The sequence below is a fragment of the Vibrio penaeicida genome, from assembly GCF_019977755.1.
GTDB classification, from domain to species: Bacteria; Pseudomonadota; Gammaproteobacteria; order Enterobacterales; family Vibrionaceae; genus Vibrio; species Vibrio penaeicida.
Genome location: NZ_AP025146.1, coordinates 244,844 through 259,574, shown reverse-complemented (window position 1 = coordinate 259,574; position 14,731 = coordinate 244,844). Strand labels below are relative to the sequence as shown.

General features: G+C 44.3%; 16 protein-coding genes. 14 read left to right on the top strand and 2 right to left on the bottom strand.

Annotated elements, in window-relative coordinates; translation table 11 throughout:
• Positions 1-37: 37 nt before the first annotated feature.
• Complete coding sequence (locus LDO37_RS30075) at positions 38-1,174, bottom strand: coiled-coil domain-containing protein (protein WP_126609554.1); 1,137 nt, start codon at positions 1,172-1,174, stop codon at positions 38-40.
• A gap of 281 nt (positions 1,175-1,455) precedes the next feature.
• Between LDO37_RS30075 and LDO37_RS30070 the strand changes: the two genes are divergently transcribed.
• The 12 genes from LDO37_RS30070 (at position 1,456) to LDO37_RS30015 (ending at position 10,960) form a co-directional block, all read left to right on the top strand.
• Positions 1,456-1,821, top strand: coding sequence for a hypothetical protein (locus LDO37_RS30070; RefSeq protein ID WP_126609555.1), 366 nt, complete (start codon positions 1,456-1,458; stop codon positions 1,819-1,821).
• Entirely contained in the window at positions 1,818-2,045 is a 228-nt protein-coding gene (locus LDO37_RS30065) for a sulfurtransferase TusA family protein (RefSeq protein ID WP_022614849.1), read from the top strand. The genes LDO37_RS30070 and LDO37_RS30065 overlap by 4 nt, the downstream gene beginning before the upstream one ends.
• Before the next feature lie 58 nt (positions 2,046-2,103).
• Entirely contained in the window at positions 2,104-2,451 is a 348-nt protein-coding gene (locus LDO37_RS30060) for a hypothetical protein (protein ID WP_126609556.1), read from the top strand.
• A gap of 150 nt (positions 2,452-2,601) precedes the next feature.
• Complete coding sequence (locus LDO37_RS30055; protein WP_126609557.1) at positions 2,602-2,949, top strand: hypothetical protein; 348 nt, start codon at positions 2,602-2,604, stop codon at positions 2,947-2,949.
• Positions 2,950-3,016: 67 nt separating this feature from the next.
• Positions 3,017-5,935 (top strand): adenine nucleotide alpha hydrolase family protein, encoded by a 2,919-nt coding sequence (locus LDO37_RS30050; RefSeq protein WP_126609558.1) that lies wholly within the window; start codon positions 3,017-3,019, stop codon positions 5,933-5,935.
• A gap of 67 nt (positions 5,936-6,002) precedes the next feature.
• Positions 6,003-7,205, top strand: coding sequence for a DNA sulfur modification protein DndB (locus tag LDO37_RS30045; protein ID WP_126609559.1), 1,203 nt, complete (start codon positions 6,003-6,005; stop codon positions 7,203-7,205).
• Positions 7,195-7,845, top strand: coding sequence for a hypothetical protein (locus LDO37_RS30040; protein ID WP_126609560.1), 651 nt, complete (start codon positions 7,195-7,197; stop codon positions 7,843-7,845). The genes LDO37_RS30045 and LDO37_RS30040 overlap by 11 nt, the downstream gene beginning before the upstream one ends.
• Before the next feature lie 59 nt (positions 7,846-7,904).
• On the top strand, positions 7,905-8,414 hold the full coding sequence (locus LDO37_RS30035) for a hypothetical protein (protein WP_126609561.1): 510 nt from the start codon (positions 7,905-7,907) through the stop codon (positions 8,412-8,414).
• Between the two features lie 5 nt (positions 8,415-8,419).
• On the top strand, positions 8,420-9,916 hold the full coding sequence (locus tag LDO37_RS30030) for a DNA cytosine methyltransferase (protein WP_185829917.1): 1,497 nt from the start codon (positions 8,420-8,422) through the stop codon (positions 9,914-9,916).
• Positions 9,917-9,965: 49 nt separating this feature from the next.
• On the top strand, positions 9,966-10,163 hold the full coding sequence (locus LDO37_RS30025; RefSeq protein WP_022614841.1) for a hypothetical protein: 198 nt from the start codon (positions 9,966-9,968) through the stop codon (positions 10,161-10,163).
• A gap of 219 nt (positions 10,164-10,382) precedes the next feature.
• Positions 10,383-10,787 carry a phage protein NinX family protein gene (locus LDO37_RS30020; protein WP_126609562.1) on the top strand — a complete coding sequence of 135 codons (405 nt, stop codon included), beginning with the start codon at positions 10,383-10,385 and terminating at the stop codon, positions 10,785-10,787.
• Positions 10,788-10,807: 20 nt separating this feature from the next.
• The gene (locus tag LDO37_RS30015; RefSeq protein WP_153811648.1) at positions 10,808-10,960 is read left to right on the top strand and encodes a hypothetical protein; all 153 of its coding nucleotides are present in this window, start codon (positions 10,808-10,810) and stop codon (positions 10,958-10,960) included.
• Between the two features lie 117 nt (positions 10,961-11,077).
• Here LDO37_RS30015 and LDO37_RS30010 read toward each other — a convergent pair whose 3' ends face one another.
• Positions 11,078-11,389: a hypothetical protein gene (locus tag LDO37_RS30010; protein WP_126609563.1), complete on the bottom strand. Its 312-nt coding sequence runs from the start codon at positions 11,387-11,389 to the stop codon at positions 11,078-11,080.
• A gap of 144 nt (positions 11,390-11,533) precedes the next feature.
• Here LDO37_RS30010 and LDO37_RS30005 point away from each other — a divergent pair, with 144 nt between their 5' ends.
• Both LDO37_RS30005 and LDO37_RS30000 read left to right on the top strand, forming a co-directional pair.
• A complete protein-coding gene (locus LDO37_RS30005; protein WP_126609564.1) occupies positions 11,534-13,207 on the top strand; it encodes a class I SAM-dependent methyltransferase in 1,674 nt (557 codons plus the stop codon).
• 104 nt (positions 13,208-13,311) lie between these two features.
• On the top strand, positions 13,312-14,673 hold the full coding sequence (locus LDO37_RS30000; RefSeq protein ID WP_126609565.1) for an ATP-dependent DNA ligase: 1,362 nt from the start codon (positions 13,312-13,314) through the stop codon (positions 14,671-14,673).
• Positions 14,674-14,731: the final 58 nt, after the last annotated feature.

Below are 14,731 nucleotides of genomic sequence, written 5' to 3'. Positions count from 1 at the left end.
ACCAGACTCGCCATTTCAGTTGGAATGGCGAGTTTTTTTAATCCGAATTTTTGTTAAGTTGCTGCGTAAGGCTAGTGATTTGTTTCACTGAGTTATTCAGCTGCTCCCTAGTCGCATTCAACTCCCCTCGTAAATTGGCATTTTCTTGCTGCGCATACTCTCGGCGGTTCAGTTCTAACTGCATTTCTTTCATATCTTGAACCATTGCTCGCTCAGATGTGGACAGGGTAGATATTTGATTCTGAGCGTCATTGAGAAGCTTCGATAGGTTGGAGAGCTCTTGAACTTTCTGATCGTAGGTTTCCAGCTTAGAGCGGTTGACTTCTAGTTGTGAATTGAGCTGTACACTTTGTTCTTGCAACGTGTCATAACGGCCTTGCAGGGCAGTCAGCGCGTCTTGTTTACTCGTTTTGAGTGCCTTTTCTACATTCAGCTCAGAACGTAGATCTGGTAACACTTTTAGTTGTTCCTGAAGGGTTTGCTTTTCTTCATTGGCAGCAACCAATTGTTCTCTAGCCTGACCTTCAAGGACTTTGTATTTTGAGGCTTCTGATGAGTTGTGCTGATTGGCCTCATTCAGACTTTCGATTTTGGCTTCATGTCGAATGATTAACGACTCTTTTTCCTCTAACTTCTGGCTGAAGAGTTGCTCTTTTTCTTCGATTTGCTGTTTATGCTGTTCTTCTTTTTTCTGAAGCTCTTGAGCATGGGCTTCACGCAGTTCGCCAATTTGCTTCGCTGACAGCTGCAGCTCAGCTCTCTGATCAGAGTTTTCTCTTTTCAGAGCGTTAATCGTGTCCACTGCTTCCTTGAACTTATCAGCTTGAATGCTTAGTTCTCTATGGAGAATCCCGACTTGGTCCTCAAGGTCAGCTCTATCTGATTCCAATAATGCTTTTTCTGCATCTAACAGGCGTGAGACTTCGGCGATAAGGGCTGAATTAAACGATGGGCTAAATGACAGACGATTGTTAATGGAGTTTATCTGTTCACGCTGAGCTTCACGCCATTTAGTGTATGCCGGAGACAATGTCGAAGTGGAGTTTATGTCGGGGAATTTGTCCAATATTGAACGGATCGTGACCTTCTCGCCGTTCTGAACCATGGTGTCTGCGATCTTAAATAATCGCTCCTCGTAATCTTGTTTGGTTGCGTCTTGGGTCGAGTTTGTCATGAGGTCACTTTGTATGGTGTGGGTAGGTTTGACGGCAATTATAGATTCAGCAGTCGAATTTGTCACCGAACAAACGAACAAACTGTTCGGTGCTTTGTTCGTTCGTCTCACAGTTTCACCAGAATTTCAGTTTTATGTCGATTTTCAAACAATAAACTTTGCCCAGAATAGGGACTACAGACAAAAGTTTGTCCATAAGGATGAGTTCTAGGTTTCGGGGCCGTACCTAATTGTCGGCTTAGCTTGCTGGGGGATGATGTTTCTATAGAAGGAGAAACCATATGGAAAGCTTAAAAGAACCATCAAACCAAACTGCAGCCGAAAATGACCAATTCGCTCCGAACTGCGAACTGAAGAATTTGATAAAGCATATTCCCGGCAAATATCACAATCATTTCAAGTCAATTCAACTGTCACCTGAACTGGGACTCGACTCGAAACGAGTATTTAACACACTTGGCATGTTGGTCGCGTATCTCGGTTTTCATTGCAAGGGTCGCATTCGCATGCCGCTCCCTTATGCCCGGGAGCTTGTGCCTGCAACCCATCGAGTCACGATTTGGAGTTTGATGTCGCATTGCAAATCAACGCCGAGCTCGAGCGAGATGGAGGAATTACTGAAACTGCTGCCTAAGGAGCTGAAATGAAGCTTAAACAACTCGATGCCAAATCGGTCAAATGCCCTGATTTAACGGTCGTTGTTCGCCGTTTTATTTTCAGGGAAATCGCGAGCGATTGCGTGGCGCATGTCATCACTTGTGAGCCATTGTCGACTGAGAGAATTTCTCACATGGTTCATCAGCTTGAGTGGGAGCTACTCAGCCAACATGTTGAAAATGGTGAATATCACTTTCTGATCCGTAAGCCGTAATTGTCGGCTTCATGGTCGCAAGTACGATTTACATTGTGACTTAAATGGAGACAAAACTATGTATGACAAACTATGCGCAGATAAAGACTGTTTCAAAGAAAACGTTGGCAGTCTTCTTTCAAGTGGCCAAAACGGTCAACGCGTAGCGGATTTCAGTTATCAGGGGAAAGATTGGCAAAGTTGGTTGCAACAAGAGGGCGTTCTTGTCCGTCTCATCGATACGCACAGCGGCGACAGATTATTTGTTGAGCCAGCTTTGGTGTACTGCTCCGGCGCGATTGATGCGGCGCTTAGCCATATTAGTTTCAATGCCATTGAGGTGTACATTTCTGATGCTCGACTTTATTTGAACCTAGATCTTAACGTGATCTTTGTTTGGCAGCTTGAGGAGGGCAAACGCCTCTAGATACGAAGTCGAGTTGGTTTTGATGAGCCAACTCGACACTGCCATATTCAAGCTCAACACTACGATTTTGCAAAGGAGCAACATCATGAGAGAACATCTAGCAAGAAACCCAATGGGGCATCGTTTCTATCATCTCGGATTTGATATCAAGTGACGCTTAACAACCGCTATCAGGCCGTAATGGGGCGTCTCATTACTTTTCCTGTGTCTCAACTTGAGAGCACGCATCGGCTGATCGTTATCCAAAGAGCTATGCAGACAAACGTCCATGGCAAGCGCTTCTCTAATTCTATCGACTATCAAACTCAGATCAGTGTTCTGATGGATGCCTACTTAGCTAAACGAATTGGTACCGGATTCTATCTAGCAGTATTACGGTTCATTGCTAGTCAAGCACCAACAACGACTGCTAAAGGGTTAATCGATATGTGTCGCCGAAATATGAAGCGTGAATTGGCAAAACGTCCTGTCATCAAGAAAAGACGCTTACCCAGTTAATGCCGCCCTTGTCGGCTTATAGAGTCAGGTTTTAATACTCATAAGCCACAACAAGAGCATTAACGACATGAACATACCTGCTGAGCTTCTGATCAACATCAATACCAACGAACTTAACGTGACTAGCTTTGACGCTGAGAGCGAGAGAAAGGCGCTACATGGTCGCGCTTACAGCCTTTTTCGTAAAGCAGTCGACGAGATTAAAATCATTAAGCTCAGCTATCTAACAACTTGTGCAACCTCCTTTGCTAAAGATTCCAAAGTCGTTGTTATGTCGGCGCTACAAGCTCATGTAGAGCTAATTAAAGAGGGCAAAATCGACAAAGATACACCGTTTATCGTGCACAGCATCGATACTGGTGTGGAAAATCCACTTGTGGTTTTAAACTGCCTTCATTCTGTCAGAGGCCTCAAGAAGACCTGTGAAGCATTGGGGGTTAATCTTGAGCTCAATATAGGCAAACCGCCATTGGCAAGCCAGTGGGCCGCGCTCTATGCGTCAGGGCTAAAGATTCTATGTAATGCAAAAAGTAACAGCGATTGTTCAATCATTATGAAAATTGACACCGCGGCCATTGTCGAAAAATCGCTCCAAGAAAAGTACCCAAACCAAGAAATAGTAACCCTTCTTGGCTCCCGTCATCAGGAAAGTGCTCGCCGTAGTGCCAGTGTAAAAAAATTCACGCCGTCACGTACCGCTGAAGAGCTGATTGATAACGAGCAACTGGTGTTTTGTCCAATTCAGGATATGAGTGACGATGAGGTATGGAGTCTCATCAAAATGGCCAACCCCCTCGGTGGCCGATCAATGACTCAATCCGAATATGACATTATGGGGTATTGCTCTCACACCTTCCTATACCATCTTTACAAAGACTCAAGCCAGAAGGGTGCTTGCCCGACTACAGCCAAGACAACGCAAGGCGAATCGCCGGGTGCTTGTGGAGGTTCGGCTAGAACAGGCTGTTTTGTTTGCCTTAAATCTACTCGTGATAAATCGGGCGAATCTGCAGCTCAAATGGCCCGTCATCGCGCTTATTCCCTGAACTCGAACAAAGTACGTAACTGGCTTCAATTTATAAGTAGCGATATCCAATATCGTAGCTTTCTTTCAAAAGCGATTGACTACAGTAACGGTGAATCAATCTGCTTACAGCCAAACTCCCCTAGCGGCGAAATATTATCTACCATGATTTGGTACCTATCGATGTTGACATTTGATGAGAAGAAACGTGCACAAGAGTTTAAAACGCTTGTTGAGAACGGCCGCGCTCATGAAGATATTACGATTTCTGAAATACAATCGGATGATAGCCTGTCTGCTCAAGACAAGTCTGAGCTGATTGAAGTTTACACATCATTCGCTACCCAACCTTTGATAGAGCCTATCAACCTTGAACTCGCTGTCTATCTGTCAGGAATCCATGCACGAGATGGCATTGCCTTGCCAAAGTTCCACGGCCTTATGGTGTATTTGGCGGTTCAAGGGGGGGAACGTATCCCTTACCCGAATGTTGATCTCGACAAAATGGTTGAATCGAAAATACCTGATCCAATCATGGCGATCCCGAGTGTGCCTTTTGAAAGCTACAACCCTGAGTTTAACTCTGAATTGTCTCAGTTAGGCTTCGACCGAGAAATGAACTGCCAAGTCCAAGATACTTTCGTTCGTACCAGATTCTTAGAGCGTGACGTTAAGCGCCTATTGCCGGAATATCTTACTCAGGTGAACAATGGTTATCTATCGGTTCAGGGGCTAGTACCAGTACCACTGTTCAGCATCAGTGGAGAAGCATCGCGACAACGCAAATCTAGAAAGGAGCGCAGTGAGCGTCGACTACTGAGAAGAAAAGGAAAGATTGAGCGCGCTACTAGCCGCGTCAATTCGTATGCGTTCAAAGCGCGCCCAGAGACGTCAGTGCTTGAAGAGTCCACCAGCAGGACTGTGATGGGTTTCGCTCCGCACCACATCAAAGAGCCCGTTCTTGAGGCTATCGAATTTTCTTCGATGAGTGATGAGCGCTTCGAAGTGGACCTAAACCAGTACTTTGAGATCATGCAATTTGAACTTCCTCGACTCAGAAAGCAGTGGCGCGCAGAAATAAAGATGAATGAGGAATTACACGGAACGATGTTTATTCCATCTTCAACTCAGGCGTTCAACTGGCTTACCGAAACGGGAATCTTGAGCCTTTCGCGCAGTGCGAAGCTCTCTTCATTGCGCATTATGTCTAGAACTAATTACTTTAGAAGTGTAGGGCTACATAGCCTTAGTAATGAGCAACTGGTCGAGATGTTCCATCAACGTAAGGCCCCGAAAAATACGCAAATCGTTTCGTTGATGTCCATGAACGAGTACCGATCGTTCAAAGCAGAAAATCTACTGGAAATTAGAGCAAAGCGAAGCCAATCTCGACAAAAGGTACTAAAGCAGCAAGCGCTACGAGCGTCTGATGAAGCTACATTTCAGATAGAGCTGATGAACCAAATGCATGCCAATCACGGCAATTACATCACTGAGTCGATATTAGATATAGTTGTTTCTGAAATCCTGCTCAGACATGGTGTAAAAGCTTTCGATGAACGACGCTTTGACTTGCTTAAGGAGACGAGTGTGGCTTACTTACGCATGATTAAGCGCCATTTCACATCAAGTTCTGTGTTCAGTTCTTACTTCCGCTCAGACCGTGAGTATCGCTGCCCTGTGACTGAAACAAACCTTGAACAAGTAGGGCGCGACTTATTTACTCAAAGTGTTGAAGACGGGTTCGAATTAGTGCGCCAGCTTGGTCAGAAAACCAATATGTGCCATTCGAAGCTAGTGGTTTATCGAATGCTCCTCGAATCGAATACTGCTGACATTGAGACCGAGTTGAACAAGGCTGTGGCATGGGTGAGAACATTAACAGAGGACGCTAAAACCAAGGCGAGCATCAATTTCAGTGGAAACCTCGCTTCAATCGATTGGTCAAACTTACGTTTGTAGCTGTTAATTGTCGGCTTCCACTCTTGGTTGATGATGATAAGTACATCAACCAAGAGGAATCTATCGCATGAAAACTGAATACACCGACCAACAAATCGCTGAACTGCTAGGCATGTATCAAGAGCTCAAGTCAGATTCAGATCTGCAATTAACCTGTCTGGAAGGCAAGGAGGGTGGACGCGTTACATACAGCGCTAAGGTGCCTGTCGAACAACTCCTTCGCCATTTCAGTTTAGTCCCACAACTGGCACACAAAGGTGCCGCTATTCGCATTCAGCGTGAGCTGACAAAGGCTCGTGAGAACAACATTGCCAATTACATCAAAGAGAATGATCTGTATTTGTTTCCACAGCTGGTGGCAATTACAGAAGACTTTGACGTTAAACCGACGGCCATTGAAAATGTCGTGACACTGACAATCAAGGCGGATTGCTTCCGCTATCTAACGGATGGCCAAGGGCGATATCGCGGGTTCGAGCTCTCTATCGACTCGGTTGATCTGTCAAAGGACTTTGTTGATGTAAAGATTGTGAAGTCACTCGGTATTGATGAGGACATGCAGGTGTTCTGTGACTTGAACAGCTCTATTAGCAAACCTAACAAGAGCATTGTCAGTGCTATGGATAACCGCTCGGCGCTTAACACAATCGTCAAGAACTCGATTAATAGAATCGAGTGGTTGAGCCCACTGGTCGATTTTACGAAAGCGTCCGTAACCAATAAGGGTGAACTCGTAGATGGAGACTGCATTTATACTCTGAATCAAATGATTGAGTTTTATAAAACGCTAACTGGCACCACAACGAAGTCGGCTGACAAGCTACTGATTGACCAAAATAAACGGACTATTTGGATTGAGTTTGTGAGTACGTTTTTTGGCTACTTGAGAGTCAACAAGCAATTTAATGGTCTATTCGGCGATATTGAGACGCTAAATCGGACCAAGAAAGAAACCATCTTGTGCACCGCAGTCTGCTTAAAAGCACTGGGATACGTTGCCAAAACATTGGCAATCTATCGACTTCATGGGTATGAGTGGAGCGCACTTGTACAAAATGTAGATCAATTGGATTTTAGTATCGATAACCCTGAGTACCTTGGTCGCTGCTTGAATTTACGCCGCCGATTCGAAGATAAAGCCTTCAACAGAAAAGCGGTTGCAGCCCTATTACTCACTCAGATGGGGCTTGATTTGCCAGACGAGCTTAAAAAGGTAGAGCAAGAGCTCGCCGCAATGAGAAAACAAGGCGAGAAAAGTCATGCAGCGTAAGCGCACTATTCAAATTCAGGCGAAATCGTTGAAGGGCATTGTTAGCGAGCTTCATTCTCTTAGCAAAGACAGCATATTGCATCGACTGGTGTTTCCTGACGGAAATACCCGTCGGTTCGTGCTGGAATCAAAGCGAGTGATGATCTTTGAAGGAAGAAACAAAACCCAAACAACCCCGATGACTGTGAAACCGGTCGCGGTCGTCATACAGAAAAGGCCGACCGATACTGAGGTGAAGGTCAAAAAAGAGACTGAGCGAGTGAAGTTGCTAAATAAGTATCAGGGCCTCGCATCAAAAGCTCAGTTTTCTAACCGATTCATAGAAAAGTGTATCAATCATGAATCCAATGGAACTGTATATTCCAACAAGCTGTGTTCGAATGTCTTTATCGTGGGAAAAGTCATTACCGTGTCTCGGTTGGTGCGTCATATGGATGAATTGGCAGTTAAGAAGCTTAAAACATGCTTGGTCGAGCATATAAATTTTGTTCACAGCTTCGATCTCTTTGGGACGAACGCGTGCATTGAGCTATCCCGTAACAATGATTGCTTTTCTGGTGTTTTGACATTGAGAAAACGAAAGTTGAACAATGAACAATACCAGTTGATTAATGAAGAGTGCTTTATCGGGTACAAGTAATACGACGAAGAGCAAAATGGTTTTCGCTTATGTCTGCGTACATAACTGAGGACTACCACATGATCAAACAATTATTACTGTCTATCGCATGCCTAAGTGCAGTCGGCTGCGTAGATGTCTCTGAATACGCAGCTGACTCTTTCCTACAACCGAAACCGGCGACTCAATCCGTAGTTGAACACATTAAAACCTACAACCATCACCATGATGATGCCTTACCCAACGGCATCTACGGAGCTCAGTACGAGGCTTTTGACGGTACGATGCGTGTAGACATCAATGTACAAGTTAAGTTTGAGGATGGCACAGCGGAAACCGTATCCTCGTTTAAAGGCTATAACCTTTTTCCTCCGCAAACCTTGGACTTTAAGATAGAAGCTTCTGCCCAATACGAAGTTAAAGATGGCTGGATTAGTTATCAAAACGTTTCTGGCCATAAAGGGCTCTTCCCTGCATACAGTACTTATTTCAACCTGATAGATGATGGGCGCATCATCAAGTTTGTAGTGCCCGGAGAGTTCGGTGGGGTAGAGCCTTTGTATTTCACTCTTCTAGAGCCAATAGAGTAACCGCTATGTCAGTTGTCGGCATCAATACAAGCATTACCTTTATTGGCAAAGTGCTAGAAGAGGGAGCAACATTGCTTAGAGTAAACGAGATTATCGTCGATCAATACGCTGGTGGCGGAGGGGCAAGTATCGGCATTTCGGATGGATTAAATCGCTCTGTTGATATTGCGATTAACCACTCCAAAAGCGCGATTGAACTTCATAAAGTAAACCACCCACATACTGACCATTACTGTGAATCCATCTTTGATGTGTGCCCACTGGAAACAACAAAAGGGAGACCCGTTGGTTTGCTTTGGGCTTCACCTGATTGCAAACATCACAGTCGTGCGGCAGGTAATCGGCCTGTTGATAAGAACATTCGTTGTTTAAGTTGGTCGGTATTGAAGTGGGCCGCGATGGTACCAGTGAGAGTCATACACATGGAGAATGTCGAGGAACTCAGAAAGTGGGGCCCTGTTGAAGAGTTCGAGCAAGGAAAGTGGCGTCCAATTAAGGAAAAGGAAGGTGAGACGTTTCAGGCGTTCATTGACGCTCTCACTACCGGTCTGAATAAATCGCATCCGGCATGGGAAGAGATCAGGGAGTCTCTTGGCCCTGAGTTTGCTCATTATGACAAGCTTGAGAAAGGGCTAGGGTATGACCTTGAGCATGAGATTTTAAAGGCGCATGAATACGGCGCACCGACACATCGACAGAGGCTCTTTATTGTCGCTCGCAATGACGGCTTCCCAATTTGTTGGCCAAAGCCGACACATGGAAATGGATTACTCCCATATAAAAACACCGCCAATATTGTTGATTGGAGCTTACCAGTTAAGTCCATTTTTAACCGAAAAAAACCGTTGGTGAAAAAAACCATGATTAGGTTAGCTAAAGGGTTTCAGCGATTCATTGTTGAACATCCAGACCCATTTATTGTTCCTGATGATCAGTCGGTTTCTTTTATTGCTGAAACTACAGAAGGTAAGGTGCAGTACAAGGCCAGAACAGGAGGTTCTATATCAATTGACGGCCAACAGAAATTCGACCCATTGGGGAATGTCATATCAGAGAACAATGAAGTGTTGGTTGTTAGCCATCTTGTGAAGTTTAAGGGTACCAATCTGGGGCATGTTCTTGATTCACCTTTGCATACAATTTGCACCGGTAATCATATGTCCGAATGTCGTACACTACTCATTAAGGTTAATGATGACCAACGCGCAAATTTATTAACCAAACCAATGACTTGCTTTACAAAAAATGACCAGTTTGGAATAGTCAAAATCAAGGGCGAACTATATATGCTCGTTGATGTAGGCATGCGTTTTCTCTCTCCACGAGAGCTGTTCAATGCTCAAGGTTTCAAAGAAAACTACATTATTGATCAGGACTCAAAGGGGAATAAGTTCAGTCAAGCTAGTCAGAGAGAGAGGTGCGGTAACAGTGTACCGCCGCCGTTAGCCAAGGCGTTAGTCGAGGCCAATTTCTCATATTGTCAAAGCCTCAATGTGGCATGACATCAAGCTAAAACCGACAGATAAGAAAGTAACACCAAGGAAGCATCACATGGAAAGGGTAAACCTAATCGTATTATTAAACCAATCACCGGATTTCGACACTCAAGTGCTCAATAGTCTCGTGCACAACGCTGCGATTACGAAGGCATCGAAAGTGTGCGATAGCGGGCTCAACGATCAGATTGATTACTTGTTAGAGTCGGGGCTTTCTACTGTAGAAATCCTCTCAAAGCTTAAGAAGAAGTAGCCTCAGTACAACTCTTCAAGCGAACATTCGTTGAATACAGTATCAAAGCCGCTCGTATGGGCGGCTATTTCGTTAAATTTGGCCCTTGCAGATTAGTCGATGAGCTGTTCAAGATTGTCGGCTGCTTTGCGCCTATTACCATTCCTTTAGTCTGCCCGAGTAAAGCGATCGGGCATCCAATGGTTATGTTTGAAACTGACTAAATAAAGGAGACACGCCATGCACCCTAATGAACTATCAAACTCTGCCCTCGATTACGCTGTCGCTGTTGCGCAGGGAGAGGATATTCGTTGTGACCCTATGGGTTTCAGCAGTTACTCACCGACACCCTCACAAGCTGGATTTTGGGTATGGTATGACCGCCGAGAGGATGGCCAATGCAATTTAATTGGAAGCGGTTACAGCCCTTCGACGGATGGAAACTTAGGCGGAAACATCATAAACACTCACCGAATTTCGACAATCGCCCCTAGCGCCGATAACCCAAACTGGACAACGAGTGACCCTCAAATTACTGGTGAAACGTATTTGATTGCTGCAATGCGCTGCTACGTTGCTCAAACCTTAGGTTATGAGATTTCGCTACCCGATTTGTCACTGAACGACCAAGAGATTCGCCGCTAATGGCTATAAGGAGCACTCAAGTGAAAACACGAATTAAAGTAAAAGATGAAATGGGAAGAGTCGGTTATCTGATCAATATTGAAGAAGAAAGGGAGTTCCCATTTCTTTTGAACACGTCACCGAAAAACGATGGCGAGACATGGTACACCGATGCAATCTTTGCATGTAAGTAGCCTCTAATCTAGCGTAAGGGCTTCATGGTTCTGACGATAACTAGGTGGAGAAACGGGTACGAATGAACAGTACCCGTTATGGTCATTTATACGGCTTGGACAGATCACTTAATCCGTTTAGCCTTTTGTATTTGAAAGGGCAATATTAATCAAAAATTCAGCGTCGTTATAAAGATTTGAGCCCAAATTCACATCTAGATTATCAGGCACATCTTCCAACGGCCAGGACTTGCTGACTGACAGCAACATCTTCGCTCCCAACCTAATTTGTTCATCTTTGCTCTTGTCTGAAAGAGCATACACAATCGGGAATCCGTACTTTCGTGACGTTCTTAATATCTCTTTAAAAGCGACAAGCTGCGGTTTGTTGCGGTCTCTTGTGTAGGCACTTGAAATAAGTAGGCTTACTTCTGCACTGGTCATTGTCATTCAGGTTTCTCTCTATCTGTAGTTTTGTCGATATTGGGTAACGCATATTCGCTTGAAGCTATAAGCGAAAAGAGCAAGAGGATTGTCGGGCGCTTTACTCGCTGTAAATTTTTGATTATCTGAACCAATCAAAGGACCTGAACAATGGGTGTAACGGCACTAGTAGAAGACCTTAAAGCAGCTAATGAGGATTTTGAGTTTTATCCAACCACGAGCGAAATGTTGGCTGCAGTTCGAACCGATATGCTAGAAATTTATGATACCGGTTGTGATGAGACGAAATACCCCCGATGCAGCGTTCTTGATATTGGCGCTGGCACTGGTTCAGCTCTGGAGGCTTTAACGGTCGGTAAAAAGTTTGCGATCGAAAAATCACAGCGACTCATCAAGGAGATGGATAAAGGCATTTATGTAGTGGGTTCAGATTTTGAATCAAACACTTTGATAGACAAGTCAGCAAATGTGATCTTTTCAAATCCCCCTTATAGCCTATTTACTCAATGGGCTGAGAAAATCATTCTTGAAGCGAACGCCGAGTATATTTACCTCGTTATTCCTCAACGCTGGAAAAACTCAGATGTGATCAGTGATGCAATAAAGGCACGTAAAGCCATATCTAATGTCATTTATTCGGGTGACTTTTTAGAGGCTGACCGCCGAGCGCGTGCGAAAGTTGATATTGTAAAAATCGATCTAAAATCGGGGCGTAAAAGTTATCGTCATTATGATGACAACAATATGAGCGTTGACCCTTTTTCACTTTGGTTTTCTAAGCACTTTAAGGTCAGCACACATGAAACCAAACAAGAGGAGTTCCAGCGCAAAGCAAGCATGGCTGAGCGTATGAAAGAGCAGGTTTCCCACAGCAACGAGCTCATAAAGAACGAAGGATTAGTTAAAACCCTTGAATTGTTATACCACCGAGAAATGAAGCAAATCATGGATACGTATTTGATGTTAAATCGCGTTGATGCCGATTTACTTAAGGAGCTGAACGTGAGTATCGAAAACGTACAGGAGGGGCTAAAAAACAAGATCGCATCGTTGAAAAACCTCTATTGGCAAGAGCTTTTTGACAACATGGGCGTCATATTGGACAAGTTAACAACAAACTCCCGACAACAAATGCTTGAAGAACTCTTTAATCAAACCAGTGTTGATTTTAACGCTCAGAATGCCTATTCAATCATTATATGGGCGATCAAAAATGCCAATTCTTACTTTGATGATCAATTGATTGACCTTTTCGACACAATGACGGGTCATGCGAACATTACATTGTATCGCTCAAATGAGCGCACGTTCGGAAAAGAAGAGTGGCGTTACTCACGAACACCTGATGGCCTCGACAGGTATAAGCTTGACCTTCGTATCGTTGTTTCAAAAGTGGGAGGAATTAAAGTTGATACATGGGGGCGCTCACCTGCGTGTGGCCTTGAGAGCCGTTGCTTGAACTTCTTGAACGACATTATTACCGTAGCTTCTAATCTAGGCTATGACATATCAAAGGTTGAAAGGCCTGACTCGCTTCACTGGGCATCAAACGTAAAACATGAGTTCTTTTATCACAATCACACGACAGGGAAACAAGAACTACTCTTTGATTGTCGTGCGTTTCAAAACGGGAACGTCCATTTGAGATTTGCACAATCGTTTATATGCGACTTAAACATTGAAAACGGGCGATTAAGAGGGTGGATTAAAAATGGTTATGAAGCGGCTGATGAGTTAGACATTTCACCAGAAATTGCGTTACCTGCTTTTACCAAGAATTTGCAAATCACTGATAAGTCGGTTCCTCTTCTTCTCGCTTCATAACTTACGATTTTGATTAGCTACTGACACTCAAAGCCATAAGTCACAAAGTTGTCGGCTCTAATACTCCCTTTATTGTTTTAACAACAGAAAGGGAGAACTTCATTATGTCAATCCAGAATCTCGTGACATCACTTGTAAAAGCAAACGGTTTAAAGGGCATTAACGCCAAAAAGGAACTCTTATCGGAGTTAGACACAGTCGGTCAAAAAGGCTTACGTTACTTGCTCGACCCCAAAATAAACTATGGCGTTGGTGCTGCTAAACTTCCTCCACACAGCGGCGCTATGGAGTCAGATATAGGGGATGATGAGACATTCGAGCTACTGGATAAGTTGGCAAGCCGTGAGCTGTCGGGCAATGCTGCAAAGCGTGCGTTGGAGTCATTTAGCTCAGATTCATCACCGGAGTTACACCGCTTCATTCAGCTATGCCTTAAGAAATCAACGGGTTGCGGCGTTGGCGTGACAGCCACCAACGAAATTTTCCCTCGATTAATCCCTATATTTCAAGTGCAAAAGGGCAAAACTTACACGTCATCCTTATATTCGAATTGGGCTCTTAACCCCCTACTAGGTGATGAAACAATCGTGCAGATGAAAGAGAACGGATGGCGTGTACTGGCATCGTGCAATCTCGATGATCAATCCGTTTCCTTTTTCACTTACACAGGCAACCCCATCATCACAGTTTCCCACTTGCGCAGACCAATGTTGATGCTTGCTATGCTGCTCAAATTTATTGACCCAAGACTCGCGGATTCAACAACAATTTGGATCGACGGTGAGGGCGTGTACTTTCATGGCGACGAAGTGGGTACATTGCAAGAGGCGGCATCTGCGTTAGGCCATAAGCGTGAAGGGGAAGTGGAAACAAACATTAAGTTTCGAGCGTTTGATTACTTTTGTGACCGTTCATTTACAGCTGGTGCTGAACGAGAACCGACTGCGACCAAAATCCGCTATCAGCGTCTCAAACAAGCTGTGTCAGAGTTAAATTGTGCACCTGAGCTGACGGGCTTTTGCGATATCGTTAAAACATGGTTTGTAAACAGTGAGTCAGAAATCTTTGATATTGCCAATGGCATAATCTACGCAGGAGGCGAAGGGGTGATGGTCAAGAACCCTAATGAACCCTATCTCTTTAGTAAAAATGATTCATGGTTGAAGCTGAAATCTGTGAAAACGTTTGATGGAACAATTACGGAAATTTTGGCTGGCGACAAGGGCAAAGAGCTAGAAAACACATTGGGTAGAATTGGGGTTCTACTTGAAGATAACGGAAAGACCGTATATTGCGGCGGTGGATTTAGTAACGAACTGCGTGATGAAATTTATGCCAACCAAGACAAATTCATGAATAGAAAAGTGGAATTGGTTGCGCAAGAAATGACGACTGATGGCAGTCTTCAGCATGCCCGATTTGGGCGTTTCAGAGATACCCCAGAATTGATCGGTGAAAAAGCCTAACTTCCTGCCAGACAAGCCAAGGTGTTCACACCTTGGCTTCTCACCACAATTTACGTTC

Excerpts from the sequence above, each read along its gene's own strand:
- LDO37_RS30050 (WP_126609558.1), top strand. The coding sequence starts at position 3,017 with ATGAACATACCTGCTGAGCTTCTGATCAACATCAATACCAACGAACTT.
- LDO37_RS30045 (WP_126609559.1), top strand. The coding sequence starts at position 6,003 with ATGAAAACTGAATACACCGACCAACAAATCGCTGAACTGCTAGGCATG.
- LDO37_RS30060 (WP_126609556.1), top strand. The coding sequence starts at position 2,104 with ATGTATGACAAACTATGCGCAGATAAAGACTGTTTCAAAGAAAACGTT.
- LDO37_RS30000 (WP_126609565.1), top strand. The coding sequence starts at position 13,312 with ATGTCAATCCAGAATCTCGTGACATCACTTGTAAAAGCAAACGGTTTA.
- LDO37_RS30010 (WP_126609563.1), bottom strand. The coding sequence starts at position 11,389 with ATGACAATGACCAGTGCAGAAGTAAGCCTACTTATTTCAAGTGCCTAC.
- LDO37_RS30040 (WP_126609560.1), top strand. The coding sequence starts at position 7,195 with ATGCAGCGTAAGCGCACTATTCAAATTCAGGCGAAATCGTTGAAGGGC.
- LDO37_RS30065 (WP_022614849.1), top strand. The coding sequence starts at position 1,818 with ATGAAGCTTAAACAACTCGATGCCAAATCGGTCAAATGCCCTGATTTA.
- LDO37_RS30020 (WP_126609562.1), top strand. The coding sequence starts at position 10,383 with ATGCACCCTAATGAACTATCAAACTCTGCCCTCGATTACGCTGTCGCT.
- LDO37_RS30075 (WP_126609554.1), bottom strand. The coding sequence starts at position 1,174 with ATGACAAACTCGACCCAAGACGCAACCAAACAAGATTACGAGGAGCGA.
- LDO37_RS30070 (WP_126609555.1), top strand. The coding sequence starts at position 1,456 with ATGGAAAGCTTAAAAGAACCATCAAACCAAACTGCAGCCGAAAATGAC.
- LDO37_RS30035 (WP_126609561.1), top strand. The coding sequence starts at position 7,905 with ATGATCAAACAATTATTACTGTCTATCGCATGCCTAAGTGCAGTCGGC.
- LDO37_RS30025 (WP_022614841.1), top strand. The coding sequence starts at position 9,966 with ATGGAAAGGGTAAACCTAATCGTATTATTAAACCAATCACCGGATTTC.
- LDO37_RS30005 (WP_126609564.1), top strand. The coding sequence starts at position 11,534 with ATGGGTGTAACGGCACTAGTAGAAGACCTTAAAGCAGCTAATGAGGAT.
- LDO37_RS30030 (WP_185829917.1), top strand. The coding sequence starts at position 8,420 with ATGTCAGTTGTCGGCATCAATACAAGCATTACCTTTATTGGCAAAGTG.